The 22,098-nt window shown below is 61.8% G+C and carries 15 protein-coding genes; 3 read left to right on the top strand and 12 right to left on the bottom strand.

What is annotated here, in order from left to right; translation table 11 throughout:
* Window positions 1–37: 37 nt before the first annotated feature.
* Genes trpC through AB6Q56_RS00150 form a run of 3 tightly spaced genes read right to left on the bottom strand, consistent with a single transcriptional unit; the run spans window position 38 to window position 2,423 of the window.
* The gene (gene trpC / locus AB6Q56_RS00160) at window positions 38–826 is read right to left on the bottom strand and encodes an indole-3-glycerol phosphate synthase TrpC (protein ID WP_434515203.1); all 789 of its coding nucleotides are present in this window, start codon (window positions 824–826) and stop codon (window positions 38–40) included.
* Window positions 823–1,854: an anthranilate phosphoribosyltransferase gene (gene trpD / locus AB6Q56_RS00155; RefSeq protein ID WP_434515202.1), complete on the bottom strand. Its 1,032-nt coding sequence runs from the start codon at window positions 1,852–1,854 to the stop codon at window positions 823–825. Before trpD ends, trpC begins: the two co-directional genes overlap by 4 nt.
* Complete coding sequence (locus AB6Q56_RS00150) at window positions 1,851–2,423, bottom strand: aminodeoxychorismate/anthranilate synthase component II (RefSeq protein ID WP_434515201.1); 573 nt, start codon at window positions 2,421–2,423, stop codon at window positions 1,851–1,853. The genes trpD and AB6Q56_RS00150 overlap by 4 nt, the downstream gene beginning before the upstream one ends.
* Before the next feature lie 432 nt (window positions 2,424–2,855).
* Here AB6Q56_RS00150 and AB6Q56_RS00145 point away from each other — a divergent pair.
* Window positions 2,856–3,985 (top strand): IS3 family transposase gene (locus AB6Q56_RS00145; protein WP_434513533.1). Its coding sequence is split into 2 segments (ribosomal slippage): window positions 2,856–3,105 and window positions 3,105–3,985, totalling 1,131 coding nucleotides; the frame shifts between segments, so codons are not numbered across the junction.
* Window positions 3,986–4,359: 374 nt separating this feature from the next.
* A complete protein-coding gene (locus tag AB6Q56_RS00140; protein WP_434515200.1) occupies window positions 4,360–5,439 on the top strand; it encodes a porin in 1,080 nt (359 codons plus the stop codon).
* Window positions 5,440–5,792: 353 nt separating this feature from the next.
* Here AB6Q56_RS00140 and AB6Q56_RS00135 read toward each other — a convergent pair whose 3' ends face one another.
* Window positions 5,793–6,905: a DUF4160 domain-containing protein gene (locus tag AB6Q56_RS00135; RefSeq protein WP_434515199.1), complete on the bottom strand. Its 1,113-nt coding sequence runs from the start codon at window positions 6,903–6,905 to the stop codon at window positions 5,793–5,795.
* Window positions 6,906–7,813: 908 nt separating this feature from the next.
* Between AB6Q56_RS00135 and AB6Q56_RS00130 the strand changes: the two genes are divergently transcribed.
* Complete coding sequence (locus AB6Q56_RS00130; protein WP_434515198.1) at window positions 7,814–8,824, top strand: glycosyltransferase family 2 protein; 1,011 nt, start codon at window positions 7,814–7,816, stop codon at window positions 8,822–8,824.
* Between the two features lie 65 nt (window positions 8,825–8,889).
* On the opposite strand, the gene AB6Q56_RS00125 is transcribed toward AB6Q56_RS00130, so the two are convergent.
* The 8 genes from AB6Q56_RS00125 to AB6Q56_RS00090 form a co-directional block, all read right to left on the bottom strand.
* Window positions 8,890–9,618 (bottom strand): amino acid ABC transporter ATP-binding protein, encoded by a 729-nt coding sequence (locus AB6Q56_RS00125; RefSeq protein WP_434515197.1) that lies wholly within the window; start codon window positions 9,616–9,618, stop codon window positions 8,890–8,892.
* Window positions 9,619–9,639: 21 nt separating this feature from the next.
* Entirely contained in the window at window positions 9,640–10,320 is a 681-nt protein-coding gene (gltK, locus tag AB6Q56_RS00120; protein ID WP_434515196.1) for a glutamate/aspartate ABC transporter permease GltK, read from the bottom strand.
* 1 nt (window position 10,321) lies between these two features.
* Entirely contained in the window at window positions 10,322–11,059 is a 738-nt protein-coding gene (locus AB6Q56_RS00115) for an amino acid ABC transporter permease (protein ID WP_434515195.1), read from the bottom strand.
* A gap of 54 nt (window positions 11,060–11,113) precedes the next feature.
* The gene (locus AB6Q56_RS00110; protein WP_434515194.1) at window positions 11,114–12,001 is read right to left on the bottom strand and encodes a glutamate/aspartate ABC transporter substrate-binding protein; all 888 of its coding nucleotides are present in this window, start codon (window positions 11,999–12,001) and stop codon (window positions 11,114–11,116) included.
* Between the two features lie 178 nt (window positions 12,002–12,179).
* A complete protein-coding gene (gene trpE / locus AB6Q56_RS00105) occupies window positions 12,180–13,655 on the bottom strand; it encodes an anthranilate synthase component I (RefSeq protein WP_434515193.1) in 1,476 nt (491 codons plus the stop codon).
* Window positions 13,656–13,792: 137 nt separating this feature from the next.
* Entirely contained in the window at window positions 13,793–14,464 is a 672-nt protein-coding gene (locus tag AB6Q56_RS00100; protein WP_434515192.1) for a phosphoglycolate phosphatase, read from the bottom strand.
* Window positions 14,465–14,525: 61 nt separating this feature from the next.
* Window positions 14,526–16,820, bottom strand: coding sequence for a penicillin-binding protein 1C (gene pbpC, locus AB6Q56_RS00095; protein WP_434515191.1), 2,295 nt, complete (start codon window positions 16,818–16,820; stop codon window positions 14,526–14,528).
* Between the two features lie 54 nt (window positions 16,821–16,874).
* Window positions 16,875–22,025 (bottom strand): MG2 domain-containing protein, encoded by a 5,151-nt coding sequence (locus tag AB6Q56_RS00090; protein ID WP_434515190.1) that lies wholly within the window; start codon window positions 22,023–22,025, stop codon window positions 16,875–16,877.
* Window positions 22,026–22,098: the final 73 nt, after the last annotated feature.

Below are 22,098 nucleotides of genomic sequence, written 5' to 3'. Positions count from 1 at the left end.
TGCTTTTAGCAAGCATTGTTGTTTTGACGCAACAGGCTCACGCGAACAAGCGCGCCAGTTCGACGCCCGGTTCCACAGCGCGCATGAAGGCTTCGCCGACGAGGAAGGTTTCAACCTTGCTGGCGCGCATCAGGGCAACGTCTTCCGGCTTCAGGATGCCGCTTTCTGTGACGACGATACGGTCGTTCGGGATGCGAGAGAGCAACCCGAGGGTGGTATCGAGCGTGACATCAAAGGTGCGCAGATTGCGGTTGTTGATACCGAGCAACGGGGTTTTCAGCTGCAGCGCGGCATCGAGCTCTTCTCCGTTATGCACTTCGACCAGCACGCCCATGCCGTATGCCATGGCCTGCGCTTCTAGGGCCTGCATATCGGCCAGGCTTAGCGCAGCGGCGATGAGCAGGATGCAGTCCGCGCCCATCGCCCGGGCTTCGGTGACCTGGTAGGCATCGACCATGAAATCCTTACGCAGGACCGGCAGGGCACTGGCAGCGCGAGCGGCCTGCAGGTATTCCGGGCAGCCTTGGAAATAATCGCGGTCGGTCAGCACCGACAGACAGGCTGCACCGTGTTGCTCGTAGCTACGGGCGATCTCCGCCGGCCGGAAATCAGGGCGGATGACGCCCTTGGACGGGCTGGCCTTCTTGATTTCGGCGATGACGGCCGGGCGACCGGTGGCGATCTTGTTGCGGATGGCACCGACGAAATCGCGTGGCGCCGGCTGGGCATTGGCCTCTGCCTCGATCAGAGCCAGCGGCTTGATGGCCTGTGCAGCGGCAACTTCCTGGCGCTTGGTGGCGACGATCTTGTTGAGGATATCGCTCATGCCTTACCCCCCAGACGTTGCGTGCACTGTATGAATTGATCGAGCCTGGCGCGTGCTGCACCGCTGGCGATCGCCTCTCGCGCCTTGGCGATACCGCCGCCGATACTGTCTGCCACGTTGGCGACGTAAAGCGCCGCACCGGCATTCAGGCAGACGATTTCGCGGGCAGCGCCCGCCTTGTTCTCCAGCGCACCGAGCATGGTGGCGCGGGACTCAGCGGCGCTGGCGACCTGCAGGTTGCGCAGCGACATCATCTGCAACCCAAAATCCTCGGGATGCACTTCGTATTCGCGAACCTCGCCATCCTTTAATTCGCCGACCAGCGTAGCTGCGCCCAGCGAGATTTCGTCCAGGCCATCCCTGCCATGCACGACCAGCACACGCTCAGCGCCGAGCCTTTGCATGACGCGGACCTGGATGCCGACCAGGTCGGGGTGAAAAACCCCCATCAGGGTATTGGGTGCAGCAGCCGGGTTGGTCAGCGGCCCGAGGATATTGAACAGGGTACGCACCCCCATTTCGCGGCGCACCGGGGCAACGTGCTTCATGGCGCTGTGATGGTTGGGCGCAAACATGAAACCGATGCCGGTTTCCTCGACACAGGCGGCAACCTGTTCGGGTGACAGCATGATGTTGGCGCCAAGCGCCTCGAGCACATCGGCGCTGCCGGAACTGGACGACACGCTGCGCCCGCCGTGCTTGGCAACCTTGGCGCCGGCTGCGGCGGCAACGAAGATCGAGGTCGTGGAAATGTTGAAGCTGTGCGCCGAATCCCCCCCGGTGCCGACGATATCGACAAAACGGTTGTCGTAGGGCACCTTGACCGGTGTTGCCAATTCGCGCATTACGGATGCGGCGGCAGCGATCTCGCCAATAGTTTCCTTCTTGACGCGCAAGCCGGTGATGATGGCGGCGATCATGACCGGCGTGACTTCGCCGCCCATGATCTGGCGCATCAGGGAGACCATTTCGTCGTGGAAAATTTCGCGATGCTCGATGACGCGTTGCAGGGCGGCTTGCGGGGTCATTGCTTGTGTTCTTCCAGGAAATTCTTGAGCAGATCGTGACCGCGCTCGGTCAGGATGGATTCGGGGTGGAACTGCACGCCTTCGACAGCTAGCGTCTTGTGGCGCACGCCCATGATTTCGCCATCGTCGGTCCAGGCGGTGATTTCCAGGCAGTCGGGCAGCGATTCGCGCTCGATGGCCAGCGAGTGATAGCGGGTGCAGGTCAGCGGATTGGGCAGCCCCTTGAAAACGCCGATATCATTGTGATGCACTGGCGACACTTTACCGTGCATCAGTTGCTTGGCGTGCACGATCTTGCCACCAAAGGCTTCGCCTATTGATTGGTGACCAAGGCAGACGCCGAGCAGGGGAATCTTGCCGGCGAATTCCTTGATCGCCGCCAGCGAAACGCCGGCTTGCGCCGGGGCGCAGGGGCCGGGTGAAATCACCAAGTACTCAGGCTTGAGGCGGGCAATCTCGGCGATGGCAATCTCGTCATTGCGAAAAACCTTCACTTCCTGACCCAACTCGCCCAGGTACTGGACGATGTTGTAGGTAAAGCTGTCGTAGTTATCGATCATCAGCAGCATATTCGCAATCCTTTGTCTTGACGGCCGCGGCATCGCGGCAACCACAGCATTCCTGGCAATTATGATTGGGCTGAGGCGGCAGCGTTAGAACGAGAATTATCCTATTCCGCGGCACCCGGCGTCAAAGAACGTCGCCGATGTTCAGGATTTTTGACGGTTTCAGCAAAAATAGAACACCCCAGCCGAAACCGGGTTTTTGCCTCATGATCCACAGCCTTCCTCGATGCAGCCGCTATGCTCTGCTCACCCACCAAGGCCCGACTCGGCCAGAAAACAAGCTCCTGAAGCCGCAGGCCACGAACTGGTGATGCACAACGATCGCGCACCCGGCAGCTATTTATATAGAGCCGGCCCCGGAAAATCGGACAGTAGGATAAGTGATAGCCTTGCTTCACCCACGGCCGCGTAGCGGCTTGAATGAGGAGCAAGAGCATGACGAGAAGGAAGCGGCGGAATCACTCGCCGGAATTCAAGGCCAAGGTGGCGATCGCTGCCTTGAAGGGCGACAAGACGCTGGCTGAACTGGCGCAGCAATTCGATGTGCATCCGAACCAGATTACGGACTGGAAGATGCAACTGCTGGAACGTTCGTCGGTTGTGTTTGGCGAGAAGCCGGCGAAGGAAATAGGACCGGACATCCAGACCATGCAGGCCAAGATTGGTCAGCTGACGTTGGAGAACGATTTTTTAGAAAAGGCGCTCACCAAGGCGGGCATGCTGAGCGCAAGAAGATGATTGACCGCAATCACGACCTGCCAGTGGTCCGGCAATGCCAGATTCTGGCGTTGGCACGGTCGACGGCCTACTACACGCCGAAACCGACCTCAACCGAGGAATTGGCGCTGATGCGCCGGATGGACGAATTGCATCTGGAGTTCCCATTCGCCGGAAGCCGGATGCTGCGCGACCTGCTCAGAAATGAGGGGCAGCCCGTCGGCCGCAAGCGGATCCGCCGGCTGATGCGGCAGATGGGCATCGAAGCCTTGTATCGCAAGCCGAACACCAGTCGTCGGCATGCGGCCCACCCGATTTATCCCTACCTGCTGCGCAACCTGAGCATCGAGCGGCCCAATCACGTGTGGGCGACCGACATCACCTACATCCCGATGCGCCGAGGCTTCGTCTATCTGGTCGCCATCGTTGATTGGTACAGTCGCCGGGTTCTGGCCTGGCGTTTATCGAACACGCTGACCACCGACTTCTGCCTCGAGGCATTGCAGGAAGCGATAACGCGTTACGGCACGCCGGAAATCTTCAACACCGACCAGGGCAGCCAGTTCACCAGCAGCGAATTCACCGGGCAGCTCAAAGCGAACGGCATTCGTATCAGCATGGACGGCAAGGGTTGCTGGCGTGATAACGTCTTCGTCGAGCGCCTCTGGCGGACCATCAAGTACGACGAGGTGTATCTCAAAGCCTATGAGTCCGTATCCCACGCCAAGGCGAGCCTGGGGCAGTTCATCACGTTCTACAACAGCCGGCGGCCTCATCAGGCATTTGCCGGCAAGACACCGGACATGATTTACTTCGCCGGCTTGCCGCAGGAACCCCTCGCCGCATGAAACCCGCGTTACCCACCGCGCCGGCCGCCTACGGTCTGAACGGACCTTCGGCAACCGTCACCGTGGATAACGCTACACCCGCAGGGCTCCACTTATCACCGTCGAAAATCTGTCCAAACAGCCGGGTCCTGCTCTTATGATGAAAAATCACTTTTACCTCGATCTTCATTGGCATTTACATTTTTTTGACCCTAGAGCCATGTCGATAATTTGCCATCTTGGCCATATATGCCGGTTATTTCAATTTCATGCATTTGAATATAAAGATCAATTTAAAAACCATCCCGAAGGCAATGGCCTGATAAAAGAAGATTATTTATCTCGCAATTTCTGCTCTGGCCTCTTCCGCAGCCTTCGCGCAGACCAATGTCACCGTGTATGGGGTGTTCGATGTGGGCCAAGCCTTCGTCAAATCCTCCGGTGCTGCCGGGGGGTCACAATTCAATCAGGGAACCGTTGGTCGACTGGACAATAACTCCTCCTACATTGGTTTCAAGGGTACCGAAGATCTTGGCAACGGCCTGAAGGCAGTATTCCAATATGAGTCCGATTTCCAGGGCGACCAATCTGGCGCGATCCAGGGTGGACGTGACAGCTACGTCGGACTGACCGGCGGCTTCGGTACGATCGTCGCCGGTACACTAACCCACCCGCTGCGCGCAATGTACGCACGCACGGAAATCCTCCCGGGCGCCACCGGCTTAGGCTCCACGTCGTCCGTGGTCGGCAAGCTCATGGGCTCCAGGACCGGCGCCGACGACCGCGCCAAGAATGTCGTCGCCTACATGACGCCCAAGTTTGCCGGCTTCAGCGGAACCGTGGCCTACATCAACGGCGAAACCAAGACCAACGACACCCCGACCAGCGGTAGCGTAAACCGCCGCGCATGGCAACTGGCTGGCCAGTACGAAAATGGACCGGTATGGGCTGCACTCGGCTATCACAGGGAGTATGACTTCGGCGCCCAGGCACTTAGTTCGCCGACCAGCAACGGTCCGGTTCTCGGCGCCTTGAGCAATGCCGACTCCAGTATCTGGCGTGCCGCGACCACCTATACCTTCCCAAGCAACACCAAGATCTCCGCCCTGTACGACAGCACGAAGGCTGGCCTTGGTGGTGATACGTACGCGAAGCGCCGCGCTTGGTCCTTGGGCGTTACCCAGGCCTTCGGTAACAATACCGTTGGGCTCGAATATGCCCGCGCCGGCGACACCTCCATCGGTGGCTCCAAGCAAGACAACACTGGCGCCAATATCGTGACCGCACTCTACAGCTACTCGCTGAGCAAGCGCACGATGTTGCATGCCCGTTACAGCCGCCTGTCGAACAACGACAACGTTGACTACAACTTCTACGTCAACCCCACCAATAACGGCGTGGCCACCGGAACGACATCCGGCACCTTCGGTTCTACCTACACAGGTTACATGGTCGGTATCCGCCACTCCTTCTGATGGCTCTAAGGCTTGAATGAAGAATGAGGATGGGACAGCCACTTCGGGGCTGTCCCGTTTTCGTTGATCGAATGCTGATTTCCGCTTATCGGCCTGATTCTTGTTATGACGCTGCGTCGTCATCGCGCGATGAACCGCGAGCACTCGTCACAGCCGGGTTGCAGACACACGACGCCTATAGGTCAGACTGCCCTTGCTGGTTGTCGGTTGTCTGCTTTGTAAATATTCGTACCAATAACGCTTCTCTTCGCATAGCCAGGCGCGTTGCCTACCCTCGCAACGGTGAAGGTTCGCGCCATACCGGAAACATGAAGCCCGCGTCTTCTCATCTCCAACACTTACGAAGCAGAGCACTAGCGCAGCGGATCGAGCTGCAGGTAGTTTCCGGTGTGTCGACCGGCTATCCAGCTGGCCAGGATTTCCTCGCGATGAATTTCAACCCAGGCGTGGACCAACATCAGCTTTGCCGCCGCCAAGCTGCCGAATACCAGCGTGTTGGATTCGACATCGATGCCAGCTTGGGCGCCTTGGTACATCGCCACGATCACGGTTTTTTCAGCGCCACGCATCTTGGTGGCACTGAAGGCCAGCAGCACACCATAAAACGCCGACACGATACGCAGCTCCGTCGGGCGCAACTGGCGCAGGCAGGACTTCCGATACAGATGAGAGAGATCCAGGCCCTCGACCTCATACCGCTCCATGGCCTCAAACAACGGGGCAAGGGGGTACTGCTCATTACCGTAACGCCGACCGACGCCCCCCCCGGTATGCCCGGTCAACGCGTCATGGACCGACTCCTCGATACCGACCGCCCTGCACGCATCCTTGAAGGTGTGCCGGAAACTGTGGAAAACCTTGCGACTGTCGGAAATGCCGATGGTACCGCGCAGGTAGTGCGAGAAAAAATTGGTGAAGTAGCCCGCCAACCGACCGCGAGGATTGGATTTGAGGTCGGGAAAGAGGAAGGTCGAGCGCTTGCCGGTTTCGGCTGCATAATCGAGAAACCCACAGGTGATCAGCGTTTGGTGCACCGGGATGCGGCGGCGCGAAGCTACATTCTTGAGCTTGGCATGCCCGGCTTCATCGGTGATATCCAGGTAATGCCCCAGCCCCGGGACATATTGAACGTTCTCGACCAGCAACTGCGCCAGTTCCTCAACCCGCGCCCCGGTAAACAAGGCCAGCAGCGGCAGCCAGTAGACAGCCTCCCGCCCCGCGCCCCGCGGCACGAACCCCTCGGTATAGATGGCGCTGTTGAATATCCGCTCCAGATCGTCTGCAGCAAAGGCAATGCGCTGCTTGATCTGCGTCTTGCTGTGCATTCGAATGCCGTCGGCCGGGTTGGCCGGCATCAGCTCATGATCGACCGCCGTCAAAAAGATTGTCTTCAGCACGCCGATTTTACGGCTGGCCGTGATCGGACTTTGCCCCTTCTCGATCAAGCGATCGCGAAAGCCGATCACGTCGCGACGGGAAATATCACCCAGCGGGCGGTAATTTATGCAATTGGCAAACTCATGAAATATACGCCCATAATCTTCTGTCGTACTTTCCCTTCTGCTCAAGGATGTTGCCTTCCATAAGCTGAACAAATCGTCATATTCCGAATCAATCGAATTTTTATCGAAAGATTTGAATGACAAATCGTGAAGAGAGTGCTTTTTTGAAGACATTAAAATCATTTATTACAAACTGTTTTTCAATACTGAAAATTCACTATGTTTATAGGATAACCATATAAAAAATTTGATTTTTTAATCATACCACAAATGCCATTTTTTGAATGACAAACGTCTTGATTTTTACTTTTGCGCAAAATTTGAAATAAATGAATTAATAGCTCCATAACTTTAACTTTCATCTCTCAATTGCCATGACTCAAGCCCTTTCCGCGGGCCCACGAGCCAATAACTGAAAGCCTCTTCCAGAGCGGTTTTCCGGCAATTTGCAAAATAGAACGCAGGTTTCGCCAAACGAAATCAAGCGGTGTTTTTTTTCGCCTATGATTTTGTGATCAAGCAAAACAAGAATTCTGCTTAGTTCTGACAACATAGGAATGATTATCAGCCTCATCCATCCTGCTCCTGACTGCAAACCAGGCCCGGGCAGCAGGGTAAAACCTGTGCTTGACCTACCTTTCGCAAAGCAGCCCAAGCAAACACTTGAAGGCTCAAGGCAAAACTGAAAAACCCACGGAGCTGGCCTGTTTGGCAGCTTTCAACGCGACAACATAAGGAATAGCTGCTCGACAGTCCTTGCCATCTGCCTGCCAATTCAGACCCGAGCTTCACGTGAACCACCGGGGGTGGCCTTTCATTGCGGCTTGTTGCGCACTTCGCGGTAAAATGCCGCTTTCCCGCCGGACCTGCCCATGACCGCCGCCCTTTCCATTCCTCCGCACAGCCTGTCCATCGTCGTCCCGTTCTACAACGAGGAAGACAACATCGCGCCGCTGGTCAAGCGGGTGCATGAGGCGCTGGCCGGCTACCAGCATCCATGGGAACTCGTGCTGGTCGATGATGGCAGCAGCGATGCGACGGTTGACCGCGGCCTGCAGTGCGCCCGCGAATACGGTCCGCATGTGCGTATCGTGGAACTGACCCGCAACTTCAAGCAGACAGCAGCCATGCAGGCCGGTCTCGATGCCGCGCGCGGCGACGTGATCGTGACCATGGACGGCGACCTGCAGAACGACCCGGTCGATATCCCGCGCCTGGTGGCCCGCCTGCTCAACGAAGACCTCGACCTGGTTGCCGGCTGGCGCCAGAATCGCCAGGACGGCCTGTTCCTGCGCAAGATTCCGTCGAAGATCGCCAACCGCCTGATCGCCCGCATGACCGGCGTCAAGCTGCGCGACTACGGTTGCAGCCTGAAGGCCTATCGCGGCGACGTCATCAAGCGCGTGCGCCTGTACGGCGAAATGCACCGCTTCATCCCGGCCTGGATGGCGACCGTCACCACGCCGCGCCGAATCGCCGAGGAGCCGACGACGCACCACGCTCGTACCGCGGGCGTCTCCAAATACGGCATTTCACGCACCTTCCGCGTCATCCTCGACCTGATCGCCGTCTATTTCTTCATGCGCTTCCGCGCCCGTCCCGGCCATTTCTTCGGCAGCATCGGCCTGGCGCTGACTGCCATTTCCGGTCTGGTACTGGCCTGGCTCGGCTGGGTCAAATTCGGGCTGGGTGAACCAATCGGCGGCCGCCCGCTGCTCATCGTCGGCATTGGCACGCTGATCGCCGGCGTGCACTTCATCACCACCGGCGTACTGTCCGAACTGCTCGCCCGCATCTACTTCGAATCGGGCACCGTGCGCTCGTATTCGGCACGCCAGAGTCCGGCCCTGGCCGCTGACGAGGCGTGGCACAAGGCCGACTGAAACTCGAACCGCGACAGTGGAAGCCGCTCCCGTGAGCGGCTTTTTCATGCCCGGAAAACGCCTGCTCAGTGCTGCAGTATCTTGGCGAGGAACTGCTTTGCCCGCTCGGAGCGCGGATTGGCGAAGAATGCCTCGGTCGCCTCGTCTTCGACGACCGCCCCCTGATCCATGAACACCACCCGGTGGGCCACGCGCTTGGCGAAACCCATTTCGTGCGTCACGCACATCATGGTCATTCCCTCCTGGGCGAGTTCAGTCATGACGTCGAGCACCTCGTTGATCATTTCCGGGTCGAGCGCCGAGGTCGGTTCGTCGAACAACATGCAGATCGGATCCATCGCCAAGGCCCGGGCGATCGCCACACGCTGCTGCTGCCCACCGGACAACTGGCCGGGAAACTTGTCGGCGTGTGCCCTCAAACCAACCCGGTCGAGGAGCCTGAGGCCGCGCTCCATCGCCTCCTCCCTGCTACGCCGGAGCACCTTGATCTGAGCCACGCTCAGGTTCTCGGTAATGCTCATGTGAGGAAACAGTTCGAAATGCTGGAACACCATGCCGACCCGAGCGCGCAAGGCCGGCAGATTGGTCCTTGGATCGCCGACCGAAATGCCGTCGACGATGATCTCACCTGACTGGAAGGGCTCAAGCCCGTTGACGCACTTGATCAATGTCGACTTGCCGGAACCCGAAGGCCCGCAAACGACAACCACCTCGCCCTTATCGACGGTCGTGCTGCACTTCCTGAGCACCTCGAAGCTACCGTATTGCTTGCTGACGTTTACGATCTTGATCATGGGTAACAGGTCCGTTGGCACTCAGGCCGGCTGGTATTTTTTCTGAAGGTGCCTGACCCACTGCGACAGGCCAAAGCAGATGACGAAATAGACGGCGCCAGCGAACAACAGCAGTTCGACCAGGCGGCCATCGCGGTCGCCCACCTTGTAGGCGGCACCGAAGAAGTCGGCCAGTGCCGAGACGTAGACCAGCGACGTATCCTGGAACAGGATGATGGCCTGGGTCAGCAGCAGCGGCACCATGTTGCGGAAGGCTTGCGGCAGGATAACCAGGCGCATGGCCTGGCCGTAGCTCATGCCCAGCGCGTAGCAGGCGGCCATCTGCCCCCTGGGCACGCTCTGGATGCCGGCGCGGATGATCTCGGAATAGTAGGCCGACTCGAACAACGCAAAGCCGATGATCGCCGAGGTCAGCCGCAAGTCGGTGCCCGACGGCGTGCCGAACAACTGTTCGATGAAGCGCGGAATGATCAGGAAGAACCATAGCAGCACCATGACCAGCGGCACGGCGCGGAACAGGTTGACATAGCCCGCCGCGAACAGCGACAGCGCACGCAGCGACGAAAGGCGCATCATCGCCAGCAGCGTGCCCCAGACGATGCCGACGACGACCGCCGTCAGCGTGATTTCGAGCGAAATCTTCATCCCTGTCCAGAGGAAGGGCAGCGCGCCCGGTATCGAAGACCAGTCGAATTCGTACATGTCACTTGCCCCCCAGGTAGCCGGGAACGCGTACCTTGGCCTCGAGCCGCTTCATCAACGCCATGACGATCAGGTTGATGGCGATGTAGGCCACCGTCACGGCAATAAAGGACTCGTAGGGCTGGGCCGTGTAATCGACCAATTGCCGCCCCTGGGCGGCGAGTTCGAGCAGGCCGATCGTCGAGCAGACGGCGGAGTTCTTGAAAATATTGAGGAATTCCGAAGTCAGCGGCGGCACGACCAGCCGGAAAGCCATCGGCAACATCACATGGCGATAGGTTTGGGCCAGGGTCATGCCCAGCGCCAGGCCGGCATTCTTCTGTCCGCGCGGCAAGGAATTGATGCCGGCACGCACCTGCTCGGCAACCCGGGCGCTGGTGAACAGCCCCAGGCAGAGCACGGAGGCCGAGAACATCTGGAATACCGGATTCGACTGCTTGAAGGCGTTGCCCATGGCCTGGGGCAGGAGTTCAGGCAATACGAAGTACCAGATGAACAACTGAACCAACAGGGGAATGTTGCGGAACAGTTCGACATAGGCGCTCGCCCCGGCGCTCAACCAGCGGTTGGGCACCGTACGCAGCACGCCGACAACGGCGCCGAGCAGCAAGGCAAGCAGCCAGGCCGACAGGGAGAGCATGACCGTCATTTTCAAGCCGGCCAGCATCCAGCCCAGATAGGTATCGTCACCTGCCGCAGACGGCTGCAGGAAGACGCCCCAGTTCCATTGGTAGCTCATGTCCGCCCCATCTCTCGGCCCGCCCGGGCGGAAACGCCCCGGCGGCAAGGAACATCAGTCGAAAGCCTTGTCGTTCGGCGATTTCATCAGGGCCTTCATGTCGTCGGACAAAGGCATGTTCAGATTCAGCCCCTTCGGCGGAATCGGATTCATGAACCATTTGGCGTAGATTTTCTCGGCCTCGCCGGAGGTCAAGGCCTTGCTCAACGCAGCATCGACCACTTTCTTGAAGCCCGGATCATCCTTGCGCAACATGCAGCCATAGGCTTCCTTGGATTGCGCCGTGCCGACCACGACCCAGTCGGATGCCCGCTTGGCCTTGGCCATTTCGCCGAAGAGCAGCGCGTCATCCATCATGAAAGCGACGGCGCGTCCGGTTTCCAGCGTCAGGAAGGATTCGCCATGATCCTTGGCGGAGATGACGTTCATCTTCATCTGCTTTTCTTCGTTCATCTTGCGGATCAGGCGCTCCGAGGTCGTGCCGGCGGTCGTCACAACATTCTTGCCGGCGAGATCCGGGAAGTCCTTGATGCCGGAATCTTTCCGGGTCATCAGCCGGGTGCCGATGACGAAGATGCTGGTCGAGAAGGCGACCTGTTTCTGGCGTTCGGTATTGTTGGTCGTCGAGCCGCATTCGATGTCGATCGTACCGTTCTGGATCAAGGTGATGCGATTGGCCGAGGTGACCGGCATCAGTTTCGTGTCGAGTTTGGCGAGCTTGAGTTCGCTCTTGATCGCCTCAACCACCTTCAGCATCAATTCGTGCGAATAGCCGATGACCTGCTGCTTGTCGTCATAGTACGAAAAGGGTATCGAGGACTCGCGATGCCCGAGCGTGACACTGCCGGCATCCTTGATCTTTTTCAGGGTCGGCGACTCCTGCGCCATGACGGAAGTGGAACAGGCTGCCCAAACGGCAGCGACGAGTACGATGCGTTTCATTGGTTTGCCTCCAGGATGACGAAGCGCCTTGCGGCTGCGTGCCCGCTTCATCATACGCACTTGATTTGCCCGGAACAACGGCGTGCGCGGCACAGAAGACCAGAGAAAGCGCGGCAATCGAAACCGACATGAAAAAAGCCGCCCGCAGGCGGCTTTCCGGTAGGCGACGGCGCCGACCTCAGTTGAACCGGGTATCCAGCCCCTGTTCAGCCAGTTCGGCGGCGCGCAGCACAGCGCGGGCCTTGTTCTGGGTTTCCTGCCATTCCGATTCGGGGTTCGAATCGGCGACGATGCCGGCGCCGGCCTGGACATGCAGTTTCTTGTCCTTGATCACGCCGGTGCGGATGGCAATGGCGACGTCCATGTCGCCATTGAAGCTGAGGTAACCCACCGAGCCGGCGTAGATGCCGCGCTTGACCGGTTCCAGCTCGTCGATGATTTCCATGGCCCGCACCTTGGGTGCGCCGGACACGGTGCCGGCCGGGAAGGTGGCGCGCAACACGTCGAGTGCATCGAGACCCGGCTGCAGCTTGCCTTCGACGTTGGAAACGATATGCATCACGTGCGAATAGCGCTCGACGATCATGTTCTCGGTCAGCTTGACCGTTCCGACGCGGGCGACGCGGCCGCAGTCGTTGCGGCCGAGGTCGAGCAGTTGGGTGTGCTCGGCGCGCTCCTTTTCGTCGGCCAGGAGTTCGGTGGCCAACGCGGCATCCTCTTCCGGCGAGGCGCCGCGCCTGCGGGTGCCGGCGATGGGCCGCACGGTGACGCGCTCGCCTTCGAGGCGCACCAGAATCTCCGGCGAGGCGCCGACGACGTGGTAATCCTCGAAATCGAAATAGAACATGTAGGGTGACGGATTCAAGCTGCGCAGCGTGCGATACAGCGCCAGCGGGCTGGCCATGAACGGCTTGGTCATGCGTTGCGAGAGCACGACCTGCATGATGTCGCCCTCGGTAATGTAGCGCTTGGCCTTGAGCACGGCCTGCTTGAAGGCGGCCTCGCCGAAGGTGGACACCGCCGGCTCGGAATGCACCGGCAGTTCGCTGGGCAGGGTGACCGGCATGCGCAGCTTGGTCAGCAATTCCTTCAGGCGGCTACGCGCCTTCTGGTAGGCGCCGGGGAAGCCGGGCTCGGCGTAGACGATCAGCGTCAGCTTGCCGGACAGGTTGTCGACGACAGCAAGTTCTTCCGACAGCAGCAGGCCGATATCCGGCGTGCCGATTTCATCGGGCTTGTGGGTGCGGGTCAGGCGGGTTTCGACATAGCGCACGGTGTCGTAGCCGAAGCAGCCGACCAGACCACCGCAGAAGCGCGGCAGGCCGCTGGCCGGCGGCGCCCGGAAACGCTGCATGTACTTGCCGATGAAATCGAGCGGGTTGGTGTCGTCCTCACGCTCGGCGATGCGGTTGCCGGTCAGCACCAGCACCTGATGGCCATTGACGACGATGCGGGTCGAGGCGGCCAGGCCGATGATGGAGTAGCGCCCGAAGCGCTCGCCGCCCTGCACCGATTCGAGCAGGTAGGTATAAGGTCCGTTGGCCAGCTTCATGTAGATCGACAGCGGGGTATCGAGGTCGGCAAACGTCTCCAGCGAAACGGGGATGCGGTTGTAGCCTTGCGCGGCCAGCGCGTTGAATTCGGTTTCAGTCATGGGGAGCCTCAAAATGACGGGGTGTTGCAAACTGGGTGCGCGCTGCAGAGCGTGCAGGCGCCAAACGGGCGAGTGATTACGGACGCCAGCGGCGCCAACGAAGCTCGATGTTCCAGTGATGCAAGGTGGTCATTTCGTCAGGAGGTCTTGAAAGTGAGCGCCTGCCGGTAAGCGGCAAGCAGATCGGATACTAGCGCATCGCAATCGGCACTGTCCACCGGCTTGCCTTCGTTGTAGCCGTAGGGCACGCAGAAGGTCGGGCAGCCGGCTGCGCGGGCGGACAGGATGTCGTTTTCCGAATCGCCGATATGCAGATTGCGATCCGGGCGCACACCGAACAGGCGGCAGGCATGCAGGATGGGCTCGGGATGAGGCTTCTTGTGCGCCGTGGTATCGCCTGAAACAATCACATCGAAATAATCCGTCATGCCCATGCGTTCGAGCAGGGCCTCGGTGAACATGCCCGGCTTGTTGGTGACGACCCCCATTTTCAGGCCGCTTGCTTTCCACGCTGCCAGCCCCTCCTGAACCCCGGGATAGATTTGCGTGAAGCGACCGTTCACCTCTGTGTAGTGGCGTTTGAACGACTCAATGGCGGCATGCAGCGCCTCGGCGGTCGGCGGCGTGCCATGCGTCAGGCAGCGCTCGACCAGCACGGCCATGCCCTTGCCGACAAAGCTGTGCACCTCGGCCTGGCTGCGCGCTGGCGCGCCGATTTCATCGAGCATCAACCGGCAGCCTTCGGCCAGATCGGCGATGGTGTCGAGCAGGGTCCCGTCGAGGTCGAAGGTGACGGATTGGAAATGCATAGCGGTCGTCCGGTAGTCACAAGGTCAGCCGCGAGTATATAGCGAGCACACCAGCGGACAGTTAACGAACACTGAAACTGACCTTATCAAAACGACCATGCTCGTCCATCACCGTCACATCCATGCGCCCCGTCTCACTCAGCCGCTGGATCAATGGCAGGCTGGCCGGGCGATGGGCGACCAGTTTGCCATTGAGCAACCAGTAAACTTGTCCCCGTTGGCCACGCACCTCCAGCCGGACCACAGGCTCCTGATCGGCCCGCACGCGCTTGATCACTTCGCCGTCGGTGATGCCCGAAATGCGCAGGCCGGCCTCCGGCTCAGCCTGCTGGCGGCATTGAGGATTCCACGCTGGCGGCAGGGCCTTGCGGCGCAGCTCCGCTCCCAGCCAGGGCTCGAGCGCCGCCGGCCAGCGCACGGCCTCGACCTGGCGGCGCGGCCGCTCGCTGCACGCCGGCGTCACACGCAAGCCGCTCGCCGCATCGACCTGATAGCTGTAGCGCACTTCGCCGCCGCGCAGGCGATCCGGAAAGGTCGGTGGTGCCGTGTCGTTGAGCAGCCAGGCAAGTGCCTGGCGATGGCACAACCCATCTTCATCGGGGTCGTAGCGCCCGCCCAGCGGCCAGCACACCTTCTGCTGACTGACCGACGACGGCGGCGTGCGCGTAACCGCCGGCTGCTGATCGAGCGCGCTGAAAATGTCGACCAGCAGCGGCGCCGCGATATTGGCACCGAAGAACCCGGGGTTGGGCGTGCCATCCGGCCGGCCGACCCAGACACCAACCGTCAGCCGGTCGGAAACGCCGATGGCCCAGGCATCGCGAAAACCGAAGCTGGTCCCGGTCTTCCAGGCAACGCCACGTCGTATGCCGCTCCCCGCCTCGACCGCGCGACCGACCGGACCACCCGATTCGAGAATGTCGCGGATGATGAAGGCCGCCCCCTCCGACAGCATGCGCTGCTCGACCCTGGGCGCATCCGGCGTATAGCGCGGCTTGCCGGCAATGCCCTGACGGGCGAAGGCGGTGTAGGCGCCGACCAGTTGTTCCAGCGAAGTGCCGGCACCGCCAAGAATGACCGACAGGTTGGGCGACTCGCCCTTGGAAAAATCGAGCTTCAGCCCGCCACGCCGCAGCGCCGCGACGAAACGCTTGGGATCGAGGCGCTCGAGGACTTCGACGGCCGGCACGTTGAGCGACTTGACCAGCGCTTCGGAAACACTGACCGGCCCATGAAAGCTCTGCTGGAAATTGCCCGGCTGGTAGCCGCCGAAGGACTGCGGCACGTCGCCAAGCAGCGACTCGGAATGAATCAGCCCTTCGTCCAGCGCCAGCCCGTAAAGGAAGGGCTTGAGCGTCGAGCCCGGCGAGCGCGAGGCACGCACCATGTCGACGTGGGCGAAGCGGTCGCTGTCGGCGAAATCCGCCGAGCCGGCGTAGGCGCGGACCTCCAGCGTTTCGTTATCGACCACCAGCGCGGCCATCGACACGCGTGGGGGCAAGGCGCCAAGTCGATGCGTCAGCAGCAGTTCGACCGTCTGTTGCGCCTGGGCATCGAGCGAGGTATCGATACGCTGGCGACCAGCCGCCTCCTTGCGCAGCCGCTCGGCGAGCAGTGGGGCGAGCAGCGGGTCGCGCACCGTCTGGGCGACGACCGGCTCCTGCAGCGCATCCCGGATATCGGCGTCCGGCCACATCCCGGCCATCCGTTGCAGCACCTTGTCCCGCGCCTGCCGGGCGCGTTCGGGTTGGCGATCCGGACGCAGGCGGGACGGGGCCTGCGGCAGCACGGTGAGCAACGCGGCATCGGCATGGCTCAACAGCCGGGCCGGCTTGCCGAGATAGGCCCGGCTGGCCGCCTCGACGCCTTCGAGCACGCCGCCCATCGGCGCGTAATTGACGTAGATGCCGAGGATGTCGTCCTTGGAGTAATGGGCTTCCAGCTGCAGGGCACGCAGGATTTGCTTTAGCTTGCCCGGTATCGTCTTGGGCATGGGCTCGAGGATGCGCGCCACCTGCATGGTCAGCGTCGAGCCGCCGGACACGATGTGGCCATGGCGCGCCCATTGCCACGCAGCACGGGCCAGAGCCAGCGGATTGACGCCGGGATGCCAGCGGAACCAGCCATCCTCGTAGGCTTCCAGCGCCTCGAGGTAGCGTGGCGACACCTCGGCGAGCGTCACTGGATGCCGCCAGACGTGGTCGCGATCGGGAAAAGCCCGCAACGGCGTGCCGTCGCGGGCGACGATGAGCAGCGCATGCGGAGCATCGCGGCCGGGCACCCGCGGCGGGAAGGCCCTGTCGAGCGCCAGTAGCAGGGCCAGCACTGCCAAGACGAGCCACACCCAGCGCGGCAAGCGTTTCAGCCGGCCACGCCAGGGTGCAAATCCTCCGACCAACCCCACGCGCGATCAGGGCTTGCCGGGTGTCGAGGCCGGCGCCGCCTTTTCCCTGGCCTCCTTGCCGTCGGTGACGGTCAGCGTCGCTTCGCCGGTCGCCAGGCCATAAACATCGGGACGGTACATATCCTCGGCATAGATCGGCGGGAAGACGAACTTGCCCGGCGTCACGACCCGCGCCCGGTAGAACAGGCTCAGCTTGCCCTGCAGACGGGCGGCGACGACAAAGCGGTCATCGCGGAACTCGACGTGCTGGATGCGCGGGTCCTGCATGGCCTCGGCCGGATTGACCCGGTCGATGGTCGTGCTGGCGATGCCCTCGCCTTGCGCGATGTTGAGGTTCTCGATTTCCAGGCCAGCCGGAATCTTGTCGACCACCATGCCGGTATTCACCCAGCTGCGCGGATTGACGTTGATGCGCACGATCACCGACTCGCCGACGCGCAGCGCACGCGGCCGCAGCGGCTTGCCGTCGGCCTCGAACAGGTCGCGCGACAGGGCGATGGCGTCATCGCGGTTGGCCGGCATCTTCGCCGGATGGCCGCTCAGGCTCAGTTGCAGGTAGAGCTTTTCCTTGTGTGTGTTTTTGATGCGCACGCCGCCCTGCAAGGCCGAGGCCGTCAGCGGACGGACCAGATTGCCCGAGGCGGTGACGCTCTCCGGTTTGTCCTTGTCGGCGAACTCGGCGCTCCAACTCGTTTCGCCCTCCGCCTTCCCCACGAAATTACGGCCGAGCAGGAACAGCGCCAGCTTCTCCTGCGTGCTGGTGTAGCGGTTCTTGCCCAGTTCGGCGGCGGCGATGGCGACCAGATTGTCCTTGCCCTCGAGCTTCAGCTTGTGGCGTTCGAGCAGCGCATAGGACAAGGCTGCATCACGCAGCGGACTGCCGTAATCGCCCCACCAGTAGCCGGTATCGCGACTCTTCTTCACCCCTTCGGCGAGCGCCGTCTGGGCGCGGGTTTCATCGCCCATCAGCTTGAGCGCCAGGCCGAGATGGACCAGCGCCAGCCCCGAGTGGGCCTGCTCGCGCAGCTCGAACATCTGGCGCAGCGTGGACAGTGGCGCCTTCGACTCACGCGCCAGTACGTAACCACCATAGGCCAGCACGCCAAAGCGGCCAGACCCGGCGTAACGGTAGTCCTGCCAGCCATTTTCGCGATAGACGACCTTGCCCGACGGCAGGCCGGCAGCCCCCTCCTGCAGGTTCTTGAGCAGGAATTCCATGGCGTTCTTGTGCATCGCTTCCGGGACGTCGAAGCCCTGTTCGCGGGCATCGAGCAGGAAGTTGCCGACGTAGGCCGACAGCCAGTACTGGTACTCGGAGACGTTGCCCCACAGGCTGAAACCGCCGTTCGGCGCCTGCATGGCGCCAAGGCGGGCAATCGCCTTGCCCAGCATGTCGGCCCGTTGCTCGCGGCTGTAGGCCTTCAGCCCGAACAGCTTGGCGCCCTCCTCGTCGACCAGCACGTGCGGATAGGCGGTCGACGTGGTCTGCTCGGCGCAGCCGTAGGGATAGGTCAGCAAGCCCTGGATGGCGCCGCGCACATCGATCGGCGCCTTGTCGGAAATCACCAAGTGCGATTGCACGGTGCTCTTGATGAATCCGCCCAGCTCGGCCTCCTTGATGTCGATGCTTTCGCCGGGGCCGACCGCCAGCAGTTTCATGACCTGCTGTTGCGGGGTCGCCGCCTGGACCTGCAGGCCGAAGCTGCGTTCCAGCTTGAGGCCGCTGGCGCTGCTCACGGCCACGCGCACATCGGTCAGGCCGAAAGCACTGCCCGCCTCGACGGCGAAGCGCAGGGTCTGCTTCTGCTGGTCCTTGAGTTCCAATTCGCGCTCGGCATTCGCCACTTTCAGTCCGTCGCCGTTGATGACGCGCACCTTGAGCTTCTGCGCCTCGCCCGACAGGTTGTGCAGATCGAGCGCGACCGTCGCGTTATCGCCAACGGTGAGGAAACGCGGCGTCATCAGTTCGGCGACCAGTGGTGCGGCCACCACGGTTTCCGCCTCGGCATTGCCGAACTTGTCGGGCGCCGCAACGACCGCCATCAGGCGCAGCGTGCCGTTGAAATCGGGCACATCGAGCGCCACTTCGGCCTCGCCCTGGGCGTTCAACTCGACCGGCCCGGAGAACAGATCGACCAGCCGGACCTTCTTGGGCAGGCTCTTGGTCGCCTTGGGCGCGGCGTCGCCGCCGAACTTCAGCTTGCCCTTCTGGCCGGCCATCTTCTCGATCAGGCGGCCGTAGACGTCGTACTGGTCGGCGCCGTAGCGTTGCTTGCCGAAGAAATGGCCGTGCGGATCGGGCGTCGTGAAGCGGGTGATGTTGAGGATGCCGACATCGACTGCCGACAGCGTCACTACCGCCTTCTGGCCGGCGGCAGCCGGGGCCTTGACCTTCACCTTCAGCTTGGTCTCAGGCAGCATTTTCTTCGGGGCTTCCAGCGTGACGGCCAGCTTGCGGTCGCCACGGTCAAGCGGCAGATGCGTCAGGCCCAGGGCGCGGGCCGGCGTGACCTTCTCGCCGCTGTTGCCGGGACGTAGCACGGCCACCGAGACGTACAGGTCGTGGCGCTTCCACTCCTTGTCGACCGGAATGTCGAGCGTCGTGCCATCGGCCGGTACTGCGATGCGTTTCAGCCACAGGGTCTTCTCCCCCTCGACCGTGACCAGCGCCTCGCCGGCATGCGGCGGGGTGATGGTCAGCTTCGCGGTCTCGCCATCCTTGTAGGCCGGCTTGTCGAATTTCAGCGCGACACGGTCCGGACGCACGCCCTGCGTTTCGTCGCCACGCGCGCTCCAACCGGCGTAGAAACGAACCTTCGTCACCTGGCGGGTTTCCGGATCGCTGATCTCCAGCCGGTAGCGGCCGTACTTGACCGGCAGGCCGAGCTTGCCGCGCCCGCCGTCGGCGATGCTCACGCTGCCGGTATCGACCAGTTCGTCGGTTTCGGTGAAACCGCTGTGCCAGCCGCGCTGGTCGTCGAAACGCCAGTAGTAGTCGCGGTTCTCGCGGAACAGGCGGACCGGCAGCGCCTTGCCGGCAAACAGCTTGCCGTCGGCGTTGGCACGGATGACCTCGAACTGCGCGACGCTGCCTTCGCGGGCGTAGTCGCCGGTGAACAGCGGCCGCACGCCGACCAGCACCGGTGCCGGCCAGATGACGCGTTCGAAATTGCGCACCACCGGGCGGCCGCCGGTTTCCAGCAGGCTCAGTGTCGTCCGCACAGTATAGGGCGAGCGCTTGCCCTTGGCCGGCGACAGGTCGACGTCGAGACTCAGGTCGCCGTTCTCGTCCAGGACGTTCTGCTCCAGTTCGACGCGCTCGCGCTGGCTGTCCTCGTTGGTATCGCCGAACTCGAAGCCCGGCAGTTTCTGGGCAAGCGGATTCTTCTGGCGCTCGAAGACGGCGACGCCGAGCAATTGATTGCCGGCGGCCGGCGCACCGTAGAGATAAGCGCCTTTGACCGCGATGCTCAGGTTGTCGTCCGGCGACACCGTGGCCTGCTTGCTCGACAGGTCGAGCTTCATGCGTTCGGGCATGAATTCCTCGACGCCGAAGCGATAGCTGGTCGTCGCCAGCTTGTCGGCCGGATCGGCACGCAGTTCCAGCGTCCAGAAGCCGGTCGGGGCATCGACCGGCAGTTCGATGCGGCTCTGGTAGTAGCCGCCCAGTTTGGCATCGGGCTGCCAGGTGGCGGTGAACTGGCTCTTGCCGTCGGGCCGACGCAGGATGGCCTGGATCGGCTGGGCTGCGACCGGCCGGCCGTCGGCGTCGCGCGCCAGCACCGACAGATCGAACTGTTCGCCCGGCCGGTAGAGGTTGCGGCCGGAGTAGGCGAACAGGCGCACCGGACGTCCCGGCAAACCGGCGACATCGTATTCGGAGAGGTCGAGCGCCGGCTCCTTGAGGGTGATCATCGAGATCTGCTGCCCCTGGCGGGCGACGACGACCTTGGCGCTGGCCGGGCGTTCGGCAAAGGCGGCGCGGCCGTTGCCATCGGTTTCGGCGCGGGCGACGACCTTGGCGTTCTCGTCCATCCACGCCACTTCGACGCCGGACACCGCCTTGCCGGTGCTCAGCGAACTGACGTAGGCATCCGCCCCCTTGGTGAACAGGCGGGTGGCAAGGCCAAGATCGCTGACGTAGAAATAGGTGACCTGATAGTCGTAGCGGAAACGGTTGGGCTGGCTCATCACGGCGATGTAGATTCCCGGCTCGCGCAGTTCCTTGATTTCCTCCACCGGGATGAAGGTCACGTTGCGCTTGTTGGGTTTCTGCTCGGTCAGGAAGCGCCCGACGAAAACGCTGTCGGTCAGCTTGTGCATCGCGTCGAGCGACCAGTTGTTGATGGCCCCCTTGAGATCGGTGGCGCGCCAGTCGTAATCCTCGTCGTAGGCATATTCGCCGTCCTCGTCCTGGCGGCGGTTCGGCGCCTTGCGCGGGCCACTGATGACTTTGTCGAGGAAGCGCGGCAGCTGGTCCGGCTTGACGCGCAGGAACTGGATATCGACTTCCGGCACATTGACCGTCATCACCGGCAGCCCGCCATTCTGCTTGGCCGGCAGGACCATGCCGCGACTCGGGAAGTAGTAGGCTGGCGACACGGTCGCCGTCAGGATCGAATAACGCCCTTCGGCCGACAGTTTCTGCCCGGACGCCGCCGGAAGACCGGCCGCAACACGGATCACGTAGCGGGTCTGCGGCTTGATGTGGGGGAAGTAGAGGATGCGCGGATTGTCGCCGACGACCCAGGCGCCCTTGACCAGCTTGCCGCCATCCGTCTTGACGTCCTCGTCCTGGGTGCTGACCTGCGGATTGGCGATGCCCGGCGCCTGTTCCGCGCCGAAACCATCGTCCTCATCGTCGTTATGGCGATTCTTTACGCCATCGGCGGCGCGCGGCGGCATTTCGAAGACCTGAATCTGGTCGTCGTAGCTGCTCCGCGCGCTCATCGGGTGGGTAAAGCTCAGGGCCAGGGCCGGCGCGCCTTCGAAGTCACGATTGGCGACGTCGGCAATCTCGAACGGGCCGGCATCACCACCGGCACCGCCAACATCGCCGCCCGGCGGGTAAAAGTGCAGGACAGCCGCAATGGCCGCTCCCACCGCAATCAATAGTGCCAGTATCCGAATACTCAGCCGCCCGGAAAGCAAGGACATCGACGCCCCCTTAGAATGTTTGACAATGAATCGTCGGGCATCAGCCCGAACGGCGGATTATGACATTGATCTA

This window comes from Dechloromonas sp. ARDL1 (genome assembly GCF_051122455.1).
GTDB lineage: Bacteria > Pseudomonadota > Gammaproteobacteria > Burkholderiales > Rhodocyclaceae > Azonexus.
Note: the sequence above shows the minus strand (reverse complement) of the source record. Positions and strands in the feature narration are given on the sequence as shown.

Coding starts and splice junctions, on each gene's coding strand:
- trpC (WP_434515203.1), bottom strand. CDS start 826: ATGAGCGATATCCTCAACAAGATCGTCGCCACCAAGCGCCAGGAAGTT.
- trpD (WP_434515202.1), bottom strand. CDS start 1,854: ATGACCCCGCAAGCCGCCCTGCAACGCGTCATCGAGCATCGCGAAATT.
- AB6Q56_RS00150 (WP_434515201.1), bottom strand. CDS start 2,423: ATGCTGCTGATGATCGATAACTACGACAGCTTTACCTACAACATCGTC.
- AB6Q56_RS00130 (WP_434515198.1), top strand. CDS start 7,814: ATGACCGCCGCCCTTTCCATTCCTCCGCACAGCCTGTCCATCGTCGTC.
- AB6Q56_RS00125 (WP_434515197.1), bottom strand. CDS start 9,618: ATGATCAAGATCGTAAACGTCAGCAAGCAATACGGTAGCTTCGAGGTG.
- gltK (WP_434515196.1), bottom strand. CDS start 10,320: ATGTACGAATTCGACTGGTCTTCGATACCGGGCGCGCTGCCCTTCCTC.
- AB6Q56_RS00115 (WP_434515195.1), bottom strand. CDS start 11,059: ATGAGCTACCAATGGAACTGGGGCGTCTTCCTGCAGCCGTCTGCGGCA.
- AB6Q56_RS00110 (WP_434515194.1), bottom strand. CDS start 12,001: ATGAAACGCATCGTACTCGTCGCTGCCGTTTGGGCAGCCTGTTCCACT.
- trpE (WP_434515193.1), bottom strand. CDS start 13,655: ATGACTGAAACCGAATTCAACGCGCTGGCCGCGCAAGGCTACAACCGC.
- AB6Q56_RS00100 (WP_434515192.1), bottom strand. CDS start 14,464: ATGCATTTCCAATCCGTCACCTTCGACCTCGACGGGACCCTGCTCGAC.
- AB6Q56_RS00090 (WP_434515190.1), bottom strand. CDS start 22,025: ATGTCCTTGCTTTCCGGGCGGCTGAGTATTCGGATACTGGCACTATTG.